At 52.9% G+C, this 19508-nt stretch carries 14 protein-coding genes; 6 read left to right on the top strand and 8 right to left on the bottom strand.

The features are described 5' to 3' along the window. The first annotated feature begins 15 nt into the window (after positions 1 to 15). Entirely contained in the window at positions 16 to 804 is a 789-nt protein-coding gene (locus FUA23_RS16000) for a class I SAM-dependent methyltransferase (RefSeq protein WP_147931766.1), read from the top strand. Between the two features lie 62 nt (positions 805 to 866). Beyond that, positions 867 to 1709: a histone deacetylase family protein gene (locus FUA23_RS15995; RefSeq protein ID WP_147931807.1), complete on the top strand. Its 843-nt coding sequence runs from the start codon at positions 867 to 869 to the stop codon at positions 1707 to 1709. A 115-nt stretch (positions 1710 to 1824) separates the two neighbouring features. Here FUA23_RS15995 and FUA23_RS15990 read toward each other — a convergent pair whose 3' ends face one another. The 3 genes from FUA23_RS15990 to FUA23_RS15980 all read right to left on the bottom strand — a co-directional run bounded on the left by FUA23_RS15990 (position 1825) and on the right by FUA23_RS15980 (position 7874). Beyond that, positions 1825 to 2847, bottom strand: a complete 1023-nt coding sequence (locus FUA23_RS15990) for an NHL repeat-containing protein (protein WP_147931765.1) — start codon at positions 2845 to 2847, stop codon at positions 1825 to 1827. Further along, on the bottom strand, positions 2848 to 4242 hold the full coding sequence (locus FUA23_RS15985; RefSeq protein ID WP_147931764.1) for a c-type cytochrome domain-containing protein: 1395 nt from the start codon (positions 4240 to 4242) through the stop codon (positions 2848 to 2850). A gap of 473 nt (positions 4243 to 4715) precedes the next feature. After that, entirely contained in the window at positions 4716 to 7874 is a 3159-nt protein-coding gene (locus tag FUA23_RS15980; protein WP_147931763.1) for an ExeM/NucH family extracellular endonuclease, read from the bottom strand. A 336-nt stretch (positions 7875 to 8210) separates the two neighbouring features. Here FUA23_RS15980 and FUA23_RS15975 point away from each other — a divergent pair, with 336 nt between their 5' ends. Both FUA23_RS15975 and FUA23_RS15970 read left to right on the top strand, forming a co-directional pair. Then, positions 8211 to 8594, top strand: coding sequence for a single-stranded DNA-binding protein (locus FUA23_RS15975; RefSeq protein WP_147931762.1), 384 nt, complete (start codon positions 8211 to 8213; stop codon positions 8592 to 8594). A gap of 56 nt (positions 8595 to 8650) precedes the next feature. Then, on the top strand, positions 8651 to 8983 hold the full coding sequence (locus tag FUA23_RS15970) for a single-stranded DNA-binding protein (protein WP_187271091.1): 333 nt from the start codon (positions 8651 to 8653) through the stop codon (positions 8981 to 8983). A gap of 137 nt (positions 8984 to 9120) precedes the next feature. On the opposite strand, the gene FUA23_RS15965 is transcribed toward FUA23_RS15970, so the two are convergent. The 3 genes from FUA23_RS15965 to FUA23_RS15955 form a co-directional block, all read right to left on the bottom strand. After that, positions 9121 to 9885: a succinate dehydrogenase/fumarate reductase iron-sulfur subunit gene (locus FUA23_RS15965; RefSeq protein WP_147931760.1), complete on the bottom strand. Its 765-nt coding sequence runs from the start codon at positions 9883 to 9885 to the stop codon at positions 9121 to 9123. 109 nt (positions 9886 to 9994) lie between these two features. Then, positions 9995 to 11989, bottom strand: coding sequence for a fumarate reductase/succinate dehydrogenase flavoprotein subunit (locus FUA23_RS15960; protein WP_147931759.1), 1995 nt, complete (start codon positions 11987 to 11989; stop codon positions 9995 to 9997). Positions 11990 to 12017: 28 nt separating this feature from the next. Continuing rightward, a complete protein-coding gene (locus FUA23_RS15955) occupies positions 12018 to 12713 on the bottom strand; it encodes a succinate dehydrogenase cytochrome b subunit (protein WP_147931758.1) in 696 nt (231 codons plus the stop codon). A gap of 583 nt (positions 12714 to 13296) precedes the next feature. Between FUA23_RS15955 and FUA23_RS15950 the strand changes: the two genes are divergently transcribed. Together FUA23_RS15950 and FUA23_RS15945 are read left to right on the top strand one after the other, a co-directional pair. Continuing rightward, the gene (locus tag FUA23_RS15950; protein WP_147931757.1) at positions 13297 to 16374 is read left to right on the top strand and encodes a sensor histidine kinase; all 3078 of its coding nucleotides are present in this window, start codon (positions 13297 to 13299) and stop codon (positions 16372 to 16374) included. A gap of 68 nt (positions 16375 to 16442) precedes the next feature. Beyond that, positions 16443 to 17150, top strand: a complete 708-nt coding sequence (locus FUA23_RS15945; RefSeq protein WP_147931756.1) for a LytR/AlgR family response regulator transcription factor — start codon at positions 16443 to 16445, stop codon at positions 17148 to 17150. On the opposite strand, the gene FUA23_RS15940 is transcribed toward FUA23_RS15945, so the two are convergent. Together FUA23_RS15940 and groL are read right to left on the bottom strand one after the other, a co-directional pair. After that, positions 17151 to 17651: a GbsR/MarR family transcriptional regulator gene (locus tag FUA23_RS15940; protein WP_147931755.1), complete on the bottom strand. Its 501-nt coding sequence runs from the start codon at positions 17649 to 17651 to the stop codon at positions 17151 to 17153. A 190-nt stretch (positions 17652 to 17841) separates the two neighbouring features. Further along, positions 17842 to 19491: a chaperonin GroEL gene (groL, locus tag FUA23_RS15935; protein WP_147931754.1), complete on the bottom strand. Its 1650-nt coding sequence runs from the start codon at positions 19489 to 19491 to the stop codon at positions 17842 to 17844. Positions 19492 to 19508 lie beyond the last annotated feature (17 nt).

The raw sequence follows: 19508 nt of genomic DNA, 5'->3' as shown, positions 1-19508 counted from the left end.
CAGTACCTTCGCGCCATGCAAGAACGGCACAGAAACCGCAAACAATACTTCGACGAACAAGTGCTCACCACCCGGAAGCACGTCTTGCCCTACATCAGTAAAACGATGCCGGTAACGGCCGCAACCCGCGTTTTCGAGATCGGTTGCGGAGAAGGTGGCAATTTGGTCCCGTTTCTTGAACTCGGCTGCCAGGGCGTAGGGGTAGACCTCAGCCAGGCAAAAATTGACCTTGGCAAAGAATACCTGGCCGAAGTTGTGCCCGATGCTGATGTGACAATGATCGTTCAGGATATCTACGACAGTAGCGCTAATAGCCTCGGTACGTTTGATCTCATCATTCTACGTGATGTGATCGAGCATATCCATAACCAGGAGCGATTCCTGGCTTTTGTCCACAAATTTCTGAAGCCGGAGGGGCGTATCTTTTTTGGGTTTCCGCCATGGAGGATGCCCTTCGGTGGTCATCAGCAGATATGCGAGAGCAAGATTCTCAGCAAGTTGCCCTGGTACCATCTGCTGCCGACACCACTGTACAAAAGCGTTCTGAAGATGGCAGGAGAACCGGACCGGCGTATTGATGACCTGCTCGAAATCAAAGATACCGGCATCAGCATCGCCCGCTTTACCCGGGCGATTGAGCAGGCAGGCTTCCGCTTCGAGCAAAAAGACCTCTGGTTCATCAACCCCAATTACGAAATCAAATTCGGCCTCACGCCCAGACCATTGCCATCGTTGATTGGAGGAATTCCGTGGTTTAAAGACTTTTTCGCGACCTGTTGCTACGCACTGGTTAAAAAAGCATAAATGTGAGGATCGCCTTCTCCCCGATCTACCGTTACGAATTGCCGGCAAAGCACCGCTTTCCGATGGAGAAGTACACCCTTTTGCCGGAACAATTGCTCTACGAGGGAACCATCACCGAAGCGGCATTCTTTACTGCTGCTCCGCTCTCCGAGGAAGCCATACTGCGGACCCATACCGCCGGGTACTGGCACAAACTGAAAACAAACACCCTTACCCGCAAGGAAGCCCGGGCCATCGGGTTCCCCATGCGGCCGGAGCTGATTGCCCGCGGACGGGTCATCGCCCAGGGAACTCTGGACTGTGCCCGGTTTGCCATGAGCGGCGATGGTGTGGCTCTTAACATCGCGGGGGGGACGCACCACTCTTTTGCGGATCGGGGAGAAGGCTTTTGTGTCTTCAACGACATCGCCATCGCTGCCAACGAACTGCTGCACACCGGTGAGATTAGCCGCGCTCTGGTGGTCGATCTCGACGTGCATCAAGGCAACGGAACCGCCAGCATATTTGCGGGTGAACCCCGGGTGTTTACGCTGAGCTTTCATGGCGCGAAGAACTACCCAAACCGTAAGCCGCCTTCTGATTTAGATGTCGGTTTCCCGGACGGAACCGGCGATGATGTTTACCTCCGTGAACTCTACGAAGTACTGCCAGGAGTTATGGATCGTGTTAAGCCAGACCTTGTATTTTACCTGAGCGGCGTAGACGTGCTGGCGTCCGATAAACTCGGTCGGTTGTCGCTTAGCCTGGATGGCTGCAAAGAGCGGGACCGGTTCGTCTTTCAGATGTGTAAAGACCGAAATTTGCCGGTGGCTGTAAGCATGGGCGGGGGCTACTCCGAACGCCTTGCGACCATCATCGAAGCACATGCCAATACCTTCAGGATGGCGGAACAAATGAGGGATTAAGAGCAGTGTTCCGGGAACGGATGGTTTCGGTCAACTCGCTTTGCACCTGCGCTCCGCGCCCGTATTACCGGGTATGCGATGAGTAAGACCCCGGAGAATCAAAGCATCAATGGCCTCATACCCTCTTAAGTCGTATCGGATAAGTTCGCCCGCTGTACCACTGCGGGACGTACAGGTTGCCGTCTTCGTCCGGGCAGACATCATGTGGGTTCATGAACGTCGTATTATCGTGCTTTATGCCCGTGAAGTCCTCCTGGTTTTGGGGGGCAGAACCTCCGGGTAAAGAAACCACATCGAAATTCTTATCCAGAACGGCAACCATCCCGTCGTAGTCCCACCATGATTTCGAGGCGATAACGGCAAAGAGTGTTTCGTCGCCACTAATGACGGGCCGGCAGATTTGAAGGCCGGGGAGTTTGCGGGTGGCAAGGTGTTTGCCGTTCGTACTCCAGCGCTGAAATTCCTGGTTTGCTCTGCTGGTAATCAGAAGTTCTTCTTTACCCCGGCGGTTGTCTGCTACGATACCGTGACAACAGTTGAAGTGGTCGGGGCCTCCGAACACGTTGTGGAGTTGCCCTTTGGAGTCGAAATGAAAAATGAGGTTAGTCCCGTAGCCGTCGGCTACGTAAATGTCCCCATTACTGCCGATGGCTGTTTCGGTTGGCTTAAACTGTTTCCCGGCGGGTATTTGATCCGCAGGAACCTTTAACTCACGGATGATGCGGCCCTCGAGGTCGAGGTTAACGACGCGGCCATCGCTCGGATCGGTTATCCAAAGGGTCTGGGCGTTGCCTTCGCCGGCTTTACTGAGGCCGTGGGGTTCGGTCATGCGGAGTTTCCAGGCATTCTCGAGTTTCCCTCTTTTGTTGTAGGCCAGTACGTCGAAATGCTTACTCACCGTAGTGCAGAGGAGCCGTTGCCGGCTATCGATTACCATCTCGTGGCAGTGCATAACGGACTGGTTCAGGGGATCGAGCTGGCCCCAGTTTTTGTCGACCTTGTATTTGAAGTCTCCATGACCAACGATCGCTTTGTAATTTTCCTGTGCAAAGGGGCTCGCGGCCAGCGGGGATGTCAGGGCGGCAGCGCTGAAGAGGCCCGCTTGTTTCAGGAAATCTCGTCGTTGGTGGGAAGACATTTATTTACTCTTTTGCTCGGAAACCGGCGCAAAAGTGAATCCCGTATCTACACTAACGGTGGGGTTTGCCGAAGCGTAAGCCTCAGTAGCTTCGGGAGTTACTTTTGTCTGCCATAGGTATAGACGCTTCAAAGAAGGGAAAAGTTGGAGATGGGCAAACACTTCGTCGTCGACCTCTGTACCGTAGAGATTCAGGCTTTCCAGGTGGGGCAATTTACTGAGTATCCCGACGGTCTTGGCGGTGACTTTCGTCCCGTTCAGGCGCAGGCGGTTCAGGTTTTTGAAGTTGGCCAACGGCGTGAGGTCGTTGTCGGTCAGCGGAAGTTGATCGAGGCTAAGGTAGGCGACCTGAGTGGGGGCCAGTTCGGCGAGTTTTGCCAGCGAGGCGGCATCGATGGATTTTCCGGGTTTGGGCTTTACTTCCAGCGCCGGACCACCGGGAACAAGTGGGGTAATGGACCAGTTTATTGCGGAAAGGGCTTCGATGTCTTGGGCGCTGAGCGCGGGTGCAATGATCTTTTCTACGAACAACTTCGGACTGAGGTCAAGGCCGTAGTCTCGGGCCAGCAGCATTTTGATGTCCTCTGGTGTGGTTTTCGGGTCAAGTAACGCCAGGGTGTCTGCTCCTGTGGCAATCCAGAATTCAAGTAGTCTCACCTGAGAAAAATCGAGAGGAGTTCCTTGCGGAGGCATGGCTTTTACGTTGTTGCGCGGCAGGGTGATGCGCTTATACCAGGAGCTCCCCAACGGGTCGCCGGGATGAATGATTTCCCCACCGTCGCCACCGGCGAAGGCGTAAGAAGGCGCGTCGAGGCGCAGACCTCCGTTCTGTTTTCCGGCGTTGTGGCATTTGGTGCAGGATTTGTTTAGTGCCGGTTGCAGGAAGGAAGAATAAATGTTGATGCTGTCGACGTTCACGGTGCTCCAGTCTTGGCTGGCGGATGCTTTGGGCTCGTGACCGGCAATCGTTTGGACCACTGCAGGAGCATGTTCGAAGAGGTAGTCTTCTCCGTGGGTCAGGTTGCCTCCCTGGTGACCAGCTACGGATAGCAAACCGGCCACCACAAAGCCAATGCCTTTAGCGATTTTACCGCCGTTCCAGGTGAGGTAGGTGCCCGCAACGGCCAGAACCGCTACGCTTATTCCGAGCCATTTGTGCCAGAACAGCGCGTCGCCGCCGCCGCTCTCACCCGAAAGTAACCAACCGCAAAACGCAGCTGCAATCGCAGAGAGAGCACCAACCGCCCAGCTTACGCGGATGGCGGGCCGGACCTTATCGCCGGGCCACCATTCCAATAATACCGCCAGGAGCAAAAAGCCAATAGGCAGATGAACCAGCAAGGGATGGAAACGGCCAAGGAACAAGCCGAAGTCGGCGAGGAATACAGTTTGCATGACGTGGAAGATTATTCCGCAATTTATTCATATTTAGTCCGTCGGCTTCATTCCGAGCGACCGCTGTTACCATATTGACCATTTGTTATGTCATTTGACAAAACTGCCGTCGGTGACAGCCAGGGACACCTCCTTTTTGGGAGAGGGTAGAGACAGAGGGGAAGTCTCCGGACCTCCGTTGAACAGGCTGTTGAGCCGGAGAACCACTCGCTTATAACTTGCCTTGCACCTGCGGTCCCGCCAGAAACCAACGGAAGGAAAGACCGTAAAAACGGGAGCTGTTCTGACTTTACAGAAAGAGGAAAGAAGATGAATTACGACGGTCAGTTTGAGGCAAAAAAAAGCATCCACCGCTTCGCATTCAGGCCTTATTAACGATGGCTTGAATGCGGAACGATGGATGCTCTTCTGCGTAGTGTCCTGACGTTGCGGCAAGCGTCTGGAGTGACTCGTGCTTTCGTCAGGGGTCGGTATTAGCGAAGCACAATTTTGAAGGTTTGTCCGCCCACGTTACGCGACTGAATAACGAGGAAGTAGATTCCTGCGGGCAGGCCAGAGCCGTCGATGTCGGTAAGCTCGTTGGTGATGGTACCCTTACGTAGCACCGCTCCTGCTGCGTTAGTGAACAGGTATTCTGCACCGGAGGTGCCGCCGAAGAGACGGAACTGGCGAGGACTGACCTGACGGATTTCGAGAGAGTTGGTGCCTTCGATTTCAATACTAACAATGTCGCTGAACGCCTCGCTGCCGTCGACATCTACGATGCGAAGACGGTACTCATTGGTACCGTTCACAGGATCGGTGTCGAGGAAGCTATAGTCTTGCTGCTCCGAGCTGTTGCCCGTTGCCGGCAGGGTCCCGATGGTAGCGAAAGTACTGTTCACATCACGGCGTTGCACATCAAAGCGCTCGGTCATCTGCTCGCTTGCGGTAGACCAGTTGAGAAGAACATCGCCTTCCTGTTCCTGGCCGGTGAAGGAAAGGAGCTCTACGGGCAAAGGTGAGTCAAGCTTCAGGCCGATTACAACCGGGTCGTGATCACTGAAGCGGTAGTAATCGGCGGCCCACAGTGCGGGATCGTTGTACTGTGTATCGTAATCGAGAGCGATGGGTTCCGGAGCGTTGACCGGCCACGGAATTGCTCCGGTTACCTGACTTGCCAGGGAGGCGCTGGCCAGTGCCTGATCGAGGCTACCCCATTCACCGCTGAAAACGTAGGAAGGGTTTCCACCACAGGGGAAACTGCCGGCACCCGCTGCTTCGCGGACTGCGTTTACGTAACCTGCATCGGTGAAAAGGGTGATCGGTGCTTCCTGGCTGTAGGCATTGAGGTCACCAATTACAAGGTTGTCGGTGTCGGTTGTTCCGGTTGGGTTGGTTTCCAGCCAGTCGTAAATAGCTTGTGCAGCCGCGGTACGTGAGCCGTCACAGTTGCCGGCACCTCCGGTGTCGTCATCACCAGAACCGCAGGAGCTCCCTTTGCTTTTCCAGTGGTTGACACATACGGTCAGCTCACCGTCGAGACTTGGGTTACCGGCATCAATCACTTTGAAAGTCTGAGCTACGGGGATGCGGTTACGGCTGAATACATTTGCCGGGGTAGAAAGTGCGGCAGCTGTGCCGGACTCCATTACAACGTTGGGTTTGTAAATAAGGGCAACCTGAATTTCATCTCCGCCCGTGTTGGGGGATGTTACGAAACTGTACTGAGTTCCACACTCTGCTGCAATTGCGTCGATGAGTGATTGCAACGCTCCGTTTGCTCCGTAGCCATTGTTCTCGATTTCGACAAGGCCGATGATATCCGCGTCCAGTTCACAGATAGCCTTTACGATCTTGATCTCCTGACGGTCAAATTCTGCCTGGTTGTTCGCACCACGGCTGTTGAGAGTAGTGAAGTAGTTCAGAACGTTCATGCCAACGACAGTGATGTCGCCTCCAAGTGCCGGAGCAGAAGTAGGGCGTGCATTTTCAGCGCCAACGGTGAAGTCGGTAGCCTGCATGCGATAGGCCGAGAAACGCTCGTCGATGATTCCGGTAAGACCCGTAATGGAAGAACCGGACCGCAGGCTGTTGGTAGCAGTAACCTGCTGGCCGTTACCGAGTACGATCGGGTACACGTTTTCGCCGCTGCGACCATCGTCTACCGTCAGTTTGCGCAGGCTTTGCTGCGCGTTGTAGGCCGCGAGACCTGCGGGGTCGGGCTCATTGCACTCAGTGTACTGAACAAGGCGTTCGCCTTCGGAAACGACGAATTCGCCGTAGCGACCCACACCGAATGTTTCGGTAACGAATACCGGAGAGGTGATAGTGGTCAGCATACCTTCGAATGGTTCGTAGTCTGCATCGTTAGCCACGGGAAGTGCAAGGTTTGCCGCGGTTGGGAGGGTGTTAGAGGTGCTAACGATGGAGACGCTTGAACCGCCACCGGTTACATTCATTTGGGTAAGGTTACTGCTCTCTTCCACGAGACCGGTAACGGCGACTTTGTCGCCGACAGAAACATCAACCCCTCCGGTATTGTCGTAGACCCAGATTCCTTCGGAGGTCATTGGGTTTGCATCGGCGTCATTATCTTCTTCCTGCACGAAGAAACCACCGAGACCAACTCCGGTACCTCCCTGGAAGTCGCCCACTACAATTCCTTCGATGGTGAGAGTCTGGCCAACAGCCGGGCTTGTAGTACCTGTACCCTGAATTGCACTGATAAGAATGGCCGCTACGGGTTCGTCGTCAAATACGTTGATGGTTGCGCCGGAACCAAGAGAGTAGGTTGCATCGGAAACAGAAGTGAGGGTTATTTCGATTGTCTCCGAAAGCTCGGAGTCGGCATCGTCGAGTACTTCAATAGGAAGGACCGCCGATAAATCACCCGCCAGGATCTGGATGCTTCCGGAGGGGGCAACGTAGTCTGCTCCGGCAACTGCCGTACCTGCCAGGGTGTACGTTACGGTTACGTTTGCGGCTGCGACTTCGGAAAGCGTAACCAGAAAGCCACCATCGGTTGAAGGCTCGGTAAGGTTGCCATTCGCTGAGGCACTTACGTTTGGGCCGGGAGGAGTGACCGAGTAGGTTCCGAACATTGTGAGGGCAGCGTAAGAGCTGACGGGCTGGTTGTCTACGGTGCCGTTGCCACCGGTCCAGTTGGCGGCAACCCATGCACCGTCCGGGCCGGTATTGTCTACGCGGTAGAAGTGACCATCGCGGTAGGTGTAGGAGGAGCCGTCTGGTCCGCCGGTTTGATCGAGTACTACTCCGCTGGCGTTGAGCAATTGGTAAGGGTCGTCACCATTACCCGCCACGTTATTGCTGAGCAGGTAGTTGGCGAAATCTCCGGAAGTGCCGAAAGCGGCGATGTATTGGTCCTCTCCTGAAGGATTAACAACGTACACGAACTCGTCGGAGTAAGTGCTGCCCGCCGGGAAGGTGAAAACATTGGTGGCGTTCGTACGGCTGAGCTGGTAGCCACTAATGTCAAGGCTGCCGTTTACGTACAGTTCGATAACCTTTGGGTTGCCACCTTGTCCGCCTGAGTTGAAGAGGTCTCCGTCAAGGATACCCGTCAGGATAGCCTGCTGGGCACAAAGGGTGAACGAAAGGCATATTGCCAAAAAAGAAAAGAGGATGCGCATAGTGTGAAGATAGGTTATGATGTAAGGCCCCGTAATCAATAAGAAGAGACATTAAGGAGTGCAAAATTACAAGGAATTCAGTTACCCGTATTGTCAGGTTGATTACCCCTGAGTTAAATATCAACGGATATAGTGATGACCGGTGAAGACCTAATGGATTTTGCCGGAGCCAAAACCAAATAAATTTGCAACCTTCATTTTTTATAGTTGACTTGTAGTCAGGTTGTTATGGTTTTATAGTCGTTTTTAAACGTTTATATACGTAAGTATGCGTATAAAAGACGATTAGTTGAGTAGCCGTTCCGCACCTTGGCTGGTAGAAACAAACCACCAACTATGCCAAACCCTCACAATCAGATTCAACTGACAGGCCGGGCGGGTCACTCGCCAGAAGTTTTCACGATGACGGACGGAACGATGATGGCGCGCCTACGCCTGTATCAATCGGCTACCAATCGTTCCGGTGAACGATCATCCACAGCTTTCTCTATTGTAGCATGGGGGAGCATGGCGGAGTCATTACACCGTAAAGTCAGGCGGGGAGATAACCTCTTCGTTACCGGTCAGCTCCGGATACGAACCTGGAAGCAGGAGGGCATAAACCACGTGCGTCCCGAGATTCACCTTGGTAGTTACTTGCTTTTACAACGGGTTTCTAATCCGGGGCATGCTCTCCTGGAAGAAACTGGCAGTGAACCGGGAGTAGCACCGCCGGAATGACAGGTTTCCTGATTTCCCGATACTATTACTTACTACATCGACTTAACTATACCATCATGAACGAGATTACGCTTATTGGCCAGTTGGCCTTTTCACCCACGTATCATTGCACGCACAAAGGATTGGACCTCACCCGCTTTGAACTCCGGACTACCTCCGGCGACCGGCAGGAGGCACATCACTGTACGGCATGGGGCCCGGCGGCGCTGGACCTCCACGAGCATCTTAACCCTGGAGACCGTCTGCTCATCCGCGGGGAGCTACGCTACCGCCGCAGGACAGACCGCAGAGGAGGCACGCTGCGCGTGCCCGAGATATATGTCCGGGGATACTCTTACCTGGGCAAAGGTGTGTTGTCAGAAGTTAATGAAGTGGTTCGATTGGTATAAGCGATACTACCCGGTATGCCTGAAACAGACTACAGGCCCGTAAAAAACGACAAGAGTCATTCCCGCCAACGAAAGGCAGGAATGACTCTTGAAAAGGAAAAGTCTTTCCGTATAAACAACCAGTGGTTTAGAACTGATTATTTTTTTGATCCAACGGAAGCAGAAAGGTATTCCCGGTTCAGGCGGGCGATGTGCTCGACGGAAATTTCTTTCGGACATTCAGCTTCACAGGCAGTGATGTTGGAGCAACGGCCAAAACCTTCGGCGTCGTGTTGTTCCACCATCCGGATAGCCCGCTGGCTGGCCTCTACTTCACCTTGTGGCATAAGAGCAAGATGGCTCACTTTTGCGGAAGTGAACAGCATTGCCGATGCGTTAGGGCAGGCAGCAACACATGCACCACAGCCGATACAGGTCGCTGCGTCCATTGCTTCGTTAGCCTGGTCTTTCTCGATCGGAATAGCATTCCCATCCTGTGCCTGGCCAGTATTGGCGGAAATGTAACCACCAGCCTGGATGATACGATCGAATGCATCACGGTTTACAACGAGGTCCTTCACGACGGGGAAAGCCGAAGAGCGCCAGGGCTCGATGGTGATGGTATCACCGTCGTTGAAGTGCCGCATGTGCAATTGGCAAGTGGTGGTTCCTTGTTGTGGGCCGTGGGGGTAGCCATTGATCACGAGGCTACAGGTACCGCAAATGCCCTCGCGGCAATCGTGCTCGAAAGCAACGGGCTCCTTTTGCTCGTTGATGATCTGCTCGTTGAGAACATCCAGCATCTCCAGGAAGGACATGTGAGAGGTAACGCCCTCGAGCGTGTGGGTGTCGAAGTGACCTTTGGCGTTTGCACTTTTCTGCCGCCAGATTTTAAGGGTGAGCTTCATGTTGTCAGCGCTCATAATTTCTTGGTTTTTTGAACCCTGCTCTCCACCGGACCTTGTTTTGCACCTGCGTTCGCGCCATATTGCCCGACGCAGGTGTCAGATCCGGTATCGAACCGGCGGTGAATTATTTGTACGAACGGGTCTTGAGTTCCACGTTCTCGAAGTTGAGTTCTTCTTTGTGAAGTTTCGGATCGTTGTCGTCCCATTCCCATGCAGAAACGTAGGCGAACTCTTTGTCGCGACGAAGTGCCTCGCCATCTTCTGTCTGGTACTCCTCACGGAAGTGGCCACCACAGGATTCTTCGCGGTCCTTAGCGTCTAGCATCATCAGTTCACCCAGTTCAAGGAAGTCTGCAACGCGCAGAGCCTTCTCCAGTTCAGGGTTGTACTCGTCGGCGGTTCCCGGAACAAATACGTCCTTGTAGAATTCTTCGCGGAGCGCACGGATGCCGGCGCGTCCTTTGGTAAGGCCTTCTGCGTTACGGGCCATGCCACAGTATTCCCACATCAGCTTACCGAGGCGACGGTGGAAGCTTTCCACGGATTGCTTGCCTTTCACGTTCATGATCATCGAAATCCGGTCAGCAACCTCTTTCTCAGCTTTCATGAATTCTGCACCGTTGGGGTCGATCGTCGGCGTACGAATTTCGTTGGCCAGGAAAGTACCGATGGTGTAGGGAAGAACGAAGTACCCGTCGGCCAGACCCTGCATCAGGGCGGAGGCACCGAGACGGTTGGCTCCGTGATCAGAGAAGTTGGCTTCGCCTGCGGCGAAGAGACCGGGGATGTTGGTTTGCAGGTTGTAATCTACCCAGAGGCCACCCATTGTGTAGTGAACGGCAGGGTAAATCTTCATCGGCATCACGTACGGGTTTTCGCCCGTGATCTTTTCGTACATCTCGAAGAGGTTACCGTACTTTTCTTCGATAACGGCGGTACCCAACTCTTTGATGCGTGCATCAGAAGCGTTGTGCTCGTTGAGGGTAGTAGCGCGGCTGCGGCCGTAACGCTGGATGGCGTCGGCGAAGTCGAGGTAAACCGCAAGGCCGGTAGGGCTTACGCCTTTACCTTCGTCGCAGGCTGTTTTAGCGGCCCGGCTGGCCACGTCGCGTGGTACGAGGTTACCGAAAGCAGGGTAGCGGCGCTCGAGGTAGTAGTCACGTGCCTCTTCGGGAAGGTCACGACCGGTCTTTTTACCGGCACGGATGGCTTCAGCGTCAGCGACCGATTTGGGAACCCAAACCCGACCATCGTTACGGAGTGACTCAGACATAAGGGTAAGCTTAGACTGGTACTCGCCGGAAACCGGGATACAGGTGGGGTGAATCTGTGTGAAACAAGGGTTGGCCATGTAAGCTCCCTTCTTTACGGAGCGCCAGGCAGCCGAACAGTTGGAGTTCATGGCGTTCGTACTCAGGTAGAATACGTTACCGTAACCACCGGTACCGAGTACTACTGCATGTGCACCGTGGCGTTCGAGTTCACCGGTAAGCAGGTTCCGGGCGATGATGCCACGGGCTTTGCCGTCGATCTTCACCACATCCACCATTTCGTGGCGGTTAAACATCTCTACGTTACCGAGACTTACCTGGCGGCTGAGGCTCTGGTAGGCACCGAGCAGCAGCTGCTGTCCGGTTTGGCCACGGGCGTAGAACGTCCGGCTTACCTGTACACCACCGAAGGAGCGGTTGGCGAGCAGGCCACCGTACTCACGGGCGAAAGGAACACCCTGGGCAACAGCCTGGTCGATGATATTAACCGATACCTCGGCCAAACGGTGAACGTTGGCTTCCCGGCTGCGGTAATCGCCGCCTTTAATGGTATCGTAAAAGAGACGGTAGACAGAGTCACCGTCGTTTTGGTAGTTTTTAGCGGCGTTGATTCCGCCCTGAGCGGCAATTGAGTGCGCGCGGCGGGGGCTGTCGTGAAAGGTGAAAACCTTTACTTTATAGCCCAGCTCGCCAAGGGTGGCAGCGGCAGCGCCGCCGGCCAGGCCGGTACCTACGATGATCACTTCAATGCGGCGCTTGTTGTTAGGCGCCACCAGCGGCATCGACGACCGGTATTTGGTCCACTTTTCGCCGAGTTCTCCGGGCGGTACGTTGGATTGGAATGGCATGATTTTGCTTTTAAATGGAAGTGATGGGTTACTGTTGCGCGAGGTACATCCAGATCGGAATGATCGCAAAGCCAAGCGGAACAAGGACACTGTATGCCCGGCCTACAAGCTTGATCAGGGGCGTCCACTTCGGGTGGTTAAGGCCCAGCGTCTGGAAAGCCGACTCAAAGCCGTGCCATAGGTGGAAGCCGATGACGATCATGCTGATCACGTAAATACCGACAAAAACGGGGTTCGCGTAAACGCCCATTACGAGCGTGTAGAGATCTTTTACCTGCTCTCCGCCATCGTAACCGACCATTGCCGTGTTTCCAAGCTTCATCTGAAGCCAGAACTGGTACATGTGGAGGAGGATGAAGAGAAGAATGATCGTGCCTAATGCACCCATTCGTACCGATGCCTTGCTGGCACCTGCCGTACGGTTAACCTTTACGGCATAACCCTGGCTGCCACGCGCGGCTCTGTTCTTTAGCCACAGGGCAATACCCTGAATCGCGTGAATGAGAATGAAGGCGTACAACCCGTAACTGGTGAACTTAATCAACGGATTGTGCGTCATAAAATAGGCGTATTCATTAAAGGCCTGGCCTCCATCGCTCGCCAAAAGCTGAAGGTTACCTACCAGGTGAACAGCCAGAAAGCTGATCAGAAACAACCCCGTGAGGGCCATTACCACTTTCTTGCCGATACTGGAAGTGAGAAATCGGCCTAACCAAGTATTCATATAGTGAAGTTTTTACTAATCGGGGCAAACTTAACAGTTAAAGCGCAGACTAACTAAAGGGTTTAGAAGGGAAAGTTTGTAATTCTTTGTTTAGATTTCGTCTAGTTAGCGGGTGGCGTATTTTATTCGGATTTTCCCTCAAAATGAGAATCAGCAACCAGCCGAAAGTTTTTTATCGTTGGCAGTTGCCAGGGCGCGGTCGCAGGTGCAGGGTGAAGTTGAAAAAGCAGGACGGACACTCCTGTAATATCGTTTCTGGGAGCTCTTTGTCTTCATCAGGAAGATTTCTCTGTCGAATCTGCATTCACTTCTGCCGAATTTCAATTGGCGTTGTGTAGGGTAAGTGGAAGGGACATATTTGTACCCAGAACCCTATTAACTGCCAACATCAGGCATATTTACATTTTAGCTTAAGAATTATTACGACTCAAATATTAAACCCGAATTTCTTCCCGAACATCTGCCTCAGGTGTTCGGGGGAACGCCTAAAAGCCTTTAGTATTAGCCCTGCGGCTGTGTTCTACCTTAGCCTTATTAACAACTACTTTTGTTCGTAACAGATGAATAACGGATACGAACCATTATGACTTTCTACGAACGCTCATTTGTCTTGTTCATGTTGTCTCTCACTTTTTGTTGGGCGGGAAGGTGCCTTAGTGCACAACCCGCCCAACTTGTTTTCAGACAGTATAATACAGACCAGGGCTTACCAAGCTCCGAAACCTATACTATCCTCGAAGACCGGTCTGGTTACCTCTGGATCGGGACAGACAACGGCGTCGCACGTTTTGATGGCTACGAATTCGAAGTTTTCGACGCCGATGATGGCCTTGAAGACATGGTGATTTTTGGCATCGTTGAAGCCGATGACGGCAAAATCTGGATATCTACTTACTCCGGAGGTATTTACTTCTTCGAGCACGGTGCTTTCCATCCCTTTGAGCACAACAATGTTCTTGAGCACATCAAAAAGTCTAAGCATCTCGGAGTGCTGGTTGATGTAACCCCGGAGAAAAAATTTATTGTCAGCTTCAAAAATGCCGGCCTCCTCAAGCTGGATTCTTCCGGGACTACAGAATGGCTGGTAACCCCTGAAAGCAATGATGTTTATCTGTACGAACGCGAAGGGAAAAAAAACCAAAACACTACCTCACCACCCCATGCTTTCTACCAGAGCCCTGTTTCAAGGGTCCGTGACAGTACCCGCGTGAGTATAATCGATCCATACGCAAGTAAACGGATCGGGACCATTCAGTCTGAAAAGCTACACGCTCACAGAAGTTACTTCTCCGGAGCATTCGTAGATGAAGGAGGGCGCAAGGAATACCTGATTTCGTGTGTTCGGAAATTGTACGCACTGGATGCTGCTGGAAAGACAAAGCATGAATTCGTCATTTCTTCAAACGGGTTGAATTATTTCATGCCTGGTTTTTATCCTGACACTTATTGGGGGCTTCTGGATCGGGGTGGCGGACTGTTGGGAATCGACTTCCGAAAAGGAGGAGCGTCTCCCCGTTTTTCTCAGCAGCTGGTGGGGCGGTCTTTGTCGTCGGCTATTATAGACAAAAACGGAGGATTCTGGGTCACCAGCCTTGATGCTGGCATTTTCTACTGTCCGTATCCTAAACAATTACTGTACAAAAGAGAAGATGCAACCGACAATAATAAGGCTATAGCCATCGCAGCAACCGGCCCCGAAGATTTTTACGTCGGTTATAGCAACGGAGGCTTTTTCCACTACAGCAAGAATGACGAGCAGCTCGCTCGGGTAGAGGATGCTGAGCTTACCGCCCCGGGGCGCCTCTTTGATTTACATTACGATCCGATAAGCTCCCTGATGCTGACACCATACTATGCATTTGAGCATCCTGTGGCTGAAGGGAGGAAGCTGAGGGCGGCTGACGTCAAGAAGTTTTACTTCAAATCCGGAAGACCTTTACTGATCAAGAATTTTAATGAGCCAGGCGGTGGAAATACACGCAAAATTTTTGGCTCTAATATTTCCGGCCTCGTAGTGCTCAATATGGACCTGGAGGAAATCATCGAAGAGCAATCAGAATTCGGAGTGTTGCCCGGCAACGCTCATGTATACGGTCTGCATCCTGACGGAAGACCGTTAGTTGGGACCTTAAGCGGACTTATGGAACAAAGAGAGGACGGTAGCCTCGTTCCGAATAATCTGGGGATTCCCGAACTGTCTAAACGGGTGGTAGCCATTAAAGGGCTGGGCAACGACGATTTGTTGTTCGGCACCAGAGGAGACGGGCTGATTTATGTCAGCCCTGATACGACCTACTTCATTAGGGAAAGTAACGGATTAGCTTCGGATATGATTCGTCATGTTCACATAGATGATTCGGGCGTTATATGGGTAAGCTCTCTGAACGGACTGAGCAAACTCTACATTCCGGAAGATGGGGGCAAGTATCAGCTTCGTACCTTCCGGCCGGAACACGGATTACCCACTAACGAGGTGTACCAAACAGATACCTACGGGGAAGAAGTGTGGCTGGCAACCAGCGCCGGGGTAGTGCGGTTCAACGAGCCTCCGCTGATAAGTCAGTCTTCCCGGCCCGTGATCCGTACCGTTATGCTTAACGGGAAGCCTCTGCCGGACACTAACGTATATGACCTGCCCTCGGGGCCCCAGGATGTGAGCATCAGTTTTGGAACCATCAACTTCGTACTGGGCGATGAAGTGCTGTACCGGTACCGTTTGAATGACGCTGCGAACTGGCAGTACAGCAATGAAAGAACCGTGAATTATCCCAACCTGAGTCCCGGCACTTATCGTTTCGAAGTACAAAGCCGGAACCAGGACGGCATCTGGAGCCCCGGCGTGATCAGGGACATCAGGGTTGCTACTCCGTGGTATGAGACGACCTGGGCTATTTTGGGGGCTATTCTGCTGGCGGGTGCAGGGTTGAGCGCATACTTTCTGTTCCGGGAGCAGCGTAGGAGAAGAGAGCAAGACCTGCTTTTTCAGATCACGAAACTGGAGCATGCTGCACTTCATGCCCAAATGAATCCCCACTTCGTATTCAACGCTTTGAATTCTATCCAAAACTTTGTCCTTGAAAACGACGCAAAGCAGGCCGCCACTTACCTGTCGCGTTTTGCGCGGGTGATCCGGCAGACGTTGCGCTCCTCGGTCGACGGGCGGCACCACCTTGGTGAAGAGCAGATGATGCTGGAAACCTATCTGGGCCTCGAGAAGCTACGCTTCAAGGAAGGGTTCACGTATACCCTGGAGATAGATCCATCGTTGCCCAAGGAGAACATCGTGCTGCCACCGCTACTAATCCAGCCTTTTGTGGAGAACGCGATCATTCATGGCCTTCAGGGCAAAAAGGAAGGTGGCAAAATATCGGTACATTTCACCGGGACAGCAGAACAACTAATGGTAGTAATCGAGGACAATGGCAAGGGCTATGAGCCCGCTGAAGCCGATAAGGCTGAATCTTTAGGAATGGACATAACCCGCCGGCGTCTTAAAATGCTGGGCCGGGGGCGAAGCCATACCTCCGGTATGGAGATAGAGTCACTCCTGTCGGAAGATGGGAGCCTGCAGGGTACCCGGGTTACGCTGTTCATTTGCCCATTAACCACCACTGCACCTGCGTCCGCGCCGCTGGAAACAATGAGGAAGCCGGATCGCTGAAACACCAAATTACAGAAAGGCACAATTGTGTCACCCCAAACAGGGGAGGAGTTTAAAATTGAAACACAATGTATAATGCACTGGTAATTGATGATGAAGCCGATGCCCGCAACGTGATGCGGAAATTGCTGGAGCTTTTTTGCCCGGAAATTTCCCTGATGTTGGAGGCCGAAGATGGCGAGGAAGCCCTCAAAATGGTGAGCAGCCGAAAGTTCGACTTCGCCTTCGTGGATATTCAGTTGAACGGTGAAAGCGGGATCGACGTAGCAAAGCAGATTAGCCGCTACTGCCCCAACATAATCTTTGTAACGGCGTACGATAAATACGCCGTCGAAGCATTCCAGACCGAAGCGATTCATTACCTGCTCAAGCCTGTTGATCCGGAATTGCTCCAGCAAGCCATCCGAAGATCGAATCTCCAGTTCGATGCCCCATCCGAATTCGATAATCGTATTTTTCTAACTACGAAGGAGAAGATGATCGTTCTTCACCACGATGAGATAAGATACATGGCCGGAGACAGGAACTATACCACCTTTTACTACGGGAAAGAAAATGTGCTGGTGTCCCGAAACCTTGCGCACTACGAACGCCTGCTCGATTCCCCCTCTTTTTACCGCATCCACCAGAGTTACCTCGTCAACTCGAAGTACGTTGCCGGGGTACGTGCACGCGACCAGCAAGGGAATTACTGCGTAATTCTCAGAAACGGGGATGAAATCCCGTTGGCTCGTAGCAGAAGGAAAGCTTTTGTTAGTCACATGGGCTGGAAGTAGCTATTTCAACATCTTCAAAAAGGTAGAAAAGAACCAGTTGCTGTCCACTTTAATCAGCGCGTCGAGCGCGCTGTCGGCTTTGTCGCTGTAGAGTTTGAGGTCCTTGACTACGTGACGGAAGCCTTCGGCTTCCTCGTCTTTGCCTTCAACTTCGGTGAGGTCGTCCAGCAAACGAAGCATCGGTTCAAGCTCCCGTTTTTTACGGGCGATGACGATGCTCTTCACAACTTTAGACATGTCTTTCTCGGCAACGAAGAATTCTTTGCGTTCACCGGGGATGAGCTTCTTGTGTGCCAGCGTCCAGTCTACCAGCATCCGCATATTGGTGTTCACGTTACCCCTGCTGATTTGCAGTTTCTCCATTACGTCATCAGAACTGAGGGGAGTGGTAGAGACGAGCAAAAGCGCATGAATCTGGGCCATTGTGCGGGTTACCCCCCAACTGCTGCCAAGTGTGCCCCAGGCTTCAATGAATCGTTCTTTTCCTTCTTGTAATTGCATAGCTTTCACTAAAGACTGAAAGTGGGTAGAGTGTTTAGATTTTAGGGCGGAAAGTTACGGATCGGTGAAATTTTTGGGGTGTAACATCAGCCCAAGGCAGAACACCCCGGCCAACAACTGCTGACCGGGGTGCTCCCTGAACGGTGCCGGCTCCGAAGAACCAGACCATATTGCTAACGAACGGAGTCGTTTACATCATGCCGCCCATGCCGCCGGGCATGCCGCCACCGTGGCTGTGGCCACCCATCGGAGCTTCAGCTTCGGGCTTATCGTTGATGACACATTCGGTCGTCAATACCATGCCGGAGATAGACGCTGCGTTCTCGAGCGCAATGCGGGTTACCTTGGTTGGGTCAATGACACCAGCCTTCTTGAGGTCTTCGTAAACATCGGTACGGGCGTTGTAGCCGAAGCTATGGCCTTCACCGTTGATTACTTTGTCCAGTACGATAGAGCCTTCAACGCCGGCGTTGTCGGAGATGGTCCGGATCGGAGCTTCCATTGCCTTGCGTACGATCTGGATACCGATGGTCTGGTCCTCGTTCTCACCTTTTACGTCTTTGAGCGCTTCGATGGCGCGCACGAGCGCAACACCACCACCGGCTACGATGCCTTCCTCAACGGCGGCACGGGTAGCGTGGAGGGCGTCATCAACGCGGTCCTTCTTCTCTTTCATTTCCACCTCGGTAGCAGCACCAACGTAGAGTACGGCAACACCGCCGGCCAGCTTGGCCAGACGCTCCTGCAGCTTCTCACGGTCGTAGTCGCTGGTGGTGGTTTCGATCTGTTGCTTGATCTGACCAATGCGGCCATTGATGGTTTCGTCAGCACCGGCACCGTTTACGATGGTGGTGTTGTCTTTGTCAACGGTGATCTTCTCGGCGGTACCGAGGAGGTCCATGGTGGTCTGGTCGAGTTTGTAGCCTTTCTCTTCGCTGATTACAGTACCACCGGTAAGGATGGCGATGTCTTCGAGCATCGCTTTACGGCGGTCACCGAAACCAGGAGCCTTAACGGCAACTACTTTCAGCTGGGCGCGCAGGCGGTTTACCACCAGTACGCCGAGGGCCTGGCTTTCGATGTCTTCAGCGATGATGAGCAGAGGGCGACCGCTCTGGATTACCTGCTCGAGGATCGGCAGAATGTCCTGCATGTTGCTGATCTTCTTGTCGTGGATCAGGATGTACGGGTTCTCGTACTCGGTGGTCATGCTTTCGGCATCGGTCACAAAGTAAGGGCTGAGGTAGCCACGGTCGAACTGCATACCCATCACTTCCTCAACGTAAGTATCGGTTCCTTTAGCTTCTTCAACGGTGATTACACCGTCTTTAGAAACACGCTTCATCGCGTCGGCGATGAGGGCACCGATTTCGTTGTCGTTGTTGGCAGAAATAGAAGCAACCTGCTCGATTTTACCGAAGTCGTTTCCAACTACTTCGCTCTGGCTTTTGAGGTGCTCGATGACCAGCTTGGTGGCTTTATCGATACCGCGCTTGAGGTCCATTGGGTTGGCACCGGCGGTTACGTTTTTGAGTCCGGCCTGGATCATAGCCTGAGCCAGAACGGTGGCGGTAGTTGTTCCGTCACCTGCGATGTCAGCGGTTTTAGAGGCTACCTCTTTCACCATCTGAGCGCCCATGTTGGCAACCGGATCTTCGAGTTCGATCTCTTTTGCAACGGTTACACCATCTTTGGTTACCTGTGGGGCACCGAAGGATTTCTGGATAACTACGTTACGACCTTTAGGGCCGAGGGTTACTTTCACTGCGTTAGCGAGAGCGTCTACACCGGCGTGGAGTTTCTCCCGCGCGATTCTGTCAAAGCTGATTTCCTTAGACATATTATATATTTTTTATT

The sequence above is a fragment of the Neolewinella aurantiaca genome (genome assembly GCF_008014675.1).
Lineage (GTDB): Bacteria > Bacteroidota > Bacteroidia > Chitinophagales > Saprospiraceae > Neolewinella > Neolewinella aurantiaca.
Note: the sequence above shows the minus strand (reverse complement) of the source record. Positions and strands in the feature narration are given on the sequence as shown.

Coding starts and splice junctions, on each gene's coding strand:
- FUA23_RS15990 (WP_147931765.1), bottom strand. CDS start 2,847: ATGTCTTCCCACCAACGACGAGATTTCCTGAAACAAGCGGGCCTCTTC.
- FUA23_RS15970 (WP_187271091.1), top strand. CDS start 8,651: ATGAACGAGATTACGCTTATTGGCCAGTTGGCCTTTTCACCCACGTAT.
- FUA23_RS15950 (WP_147931757.1), top strand. CDS start 13,297: ATGACTTTCTACGAACGCTCATTTGTCTTGTTCATGTTGTCTCTCACT.
- FUA23_RS15965 (WP_147931760.1), bottom strand. CDS start 9,885: ATGAGCGCTGACAACATGAAGCTCACCCTTAAAATCTGGCGGCAGAAA.
- FUA23_RS15975 (WP_147931762.1), top strand. CDS start 8,211: ATGCCAAACCCTCACAATCAGATTCAACTGACAGGCCGGGCGGGTCAC.
- groL (WP_147931754.1), bottom strand. CDS start 19,491: ATGTCTAAGGAAATCAGCTTTGACAGAATCGCGCGGGAGAAACTCCAC.
- FUA23_RS16000 (WP_147931766.1), top strand. CDS start 16: ATGCAAGAACGGCACAGAAACCGCAAACAATACTTCGACGAACAAGTG.
- FUA23_RS15945 (WP_147931756.1), top strand. CDS start 16,443: ATGTATAATGCACTGGTAATTGATGATGAAGCCGATGCCCGCAACGTG.
- FUA23_RS15940 (WP_147931755.1), bottom strand. CDS start 17,651: ATGCAATTACAAGAAGGAAAAGAACGATTCATTGAAGCCTGGGGCACA.
- FUA23_RS15960 (WP_147931759.1), bottom strand. CDS start 11,989: ATGCCATTCCAATCCAACGTACCGCCCGGAGAACTCGGCGAAAAGTGG.
- FUA23_RS15985 (WP_147931764.1), bottom strand. CDS start 4,242: ATGCAAACTGTATTCCTCGCCGACTTCGGCTTGTTCCTTGGCCGTTTC.
- FUA23_RS15980 (WP_147931763.1), bottom strand. CDS start 7,874: ATGCGCATCCTCTTTTCTTTTTTGGCAATATGCCTTTCGTTCACCCTT.
- FUA23_RS15955 (WP_147931758.1), bottom strand. CDS start 12,713: ATGAATACTTGGTTAGGCCGATTTCTCACTTCCAGTATCGGCAAGAAA.
- FUA23_RS15995 (WP_147931807.1), top strand. CDS start 867: ATGGAGAAGTACACCCTTTTGCCGGAACAATTGCTCTACGAGGGAACC.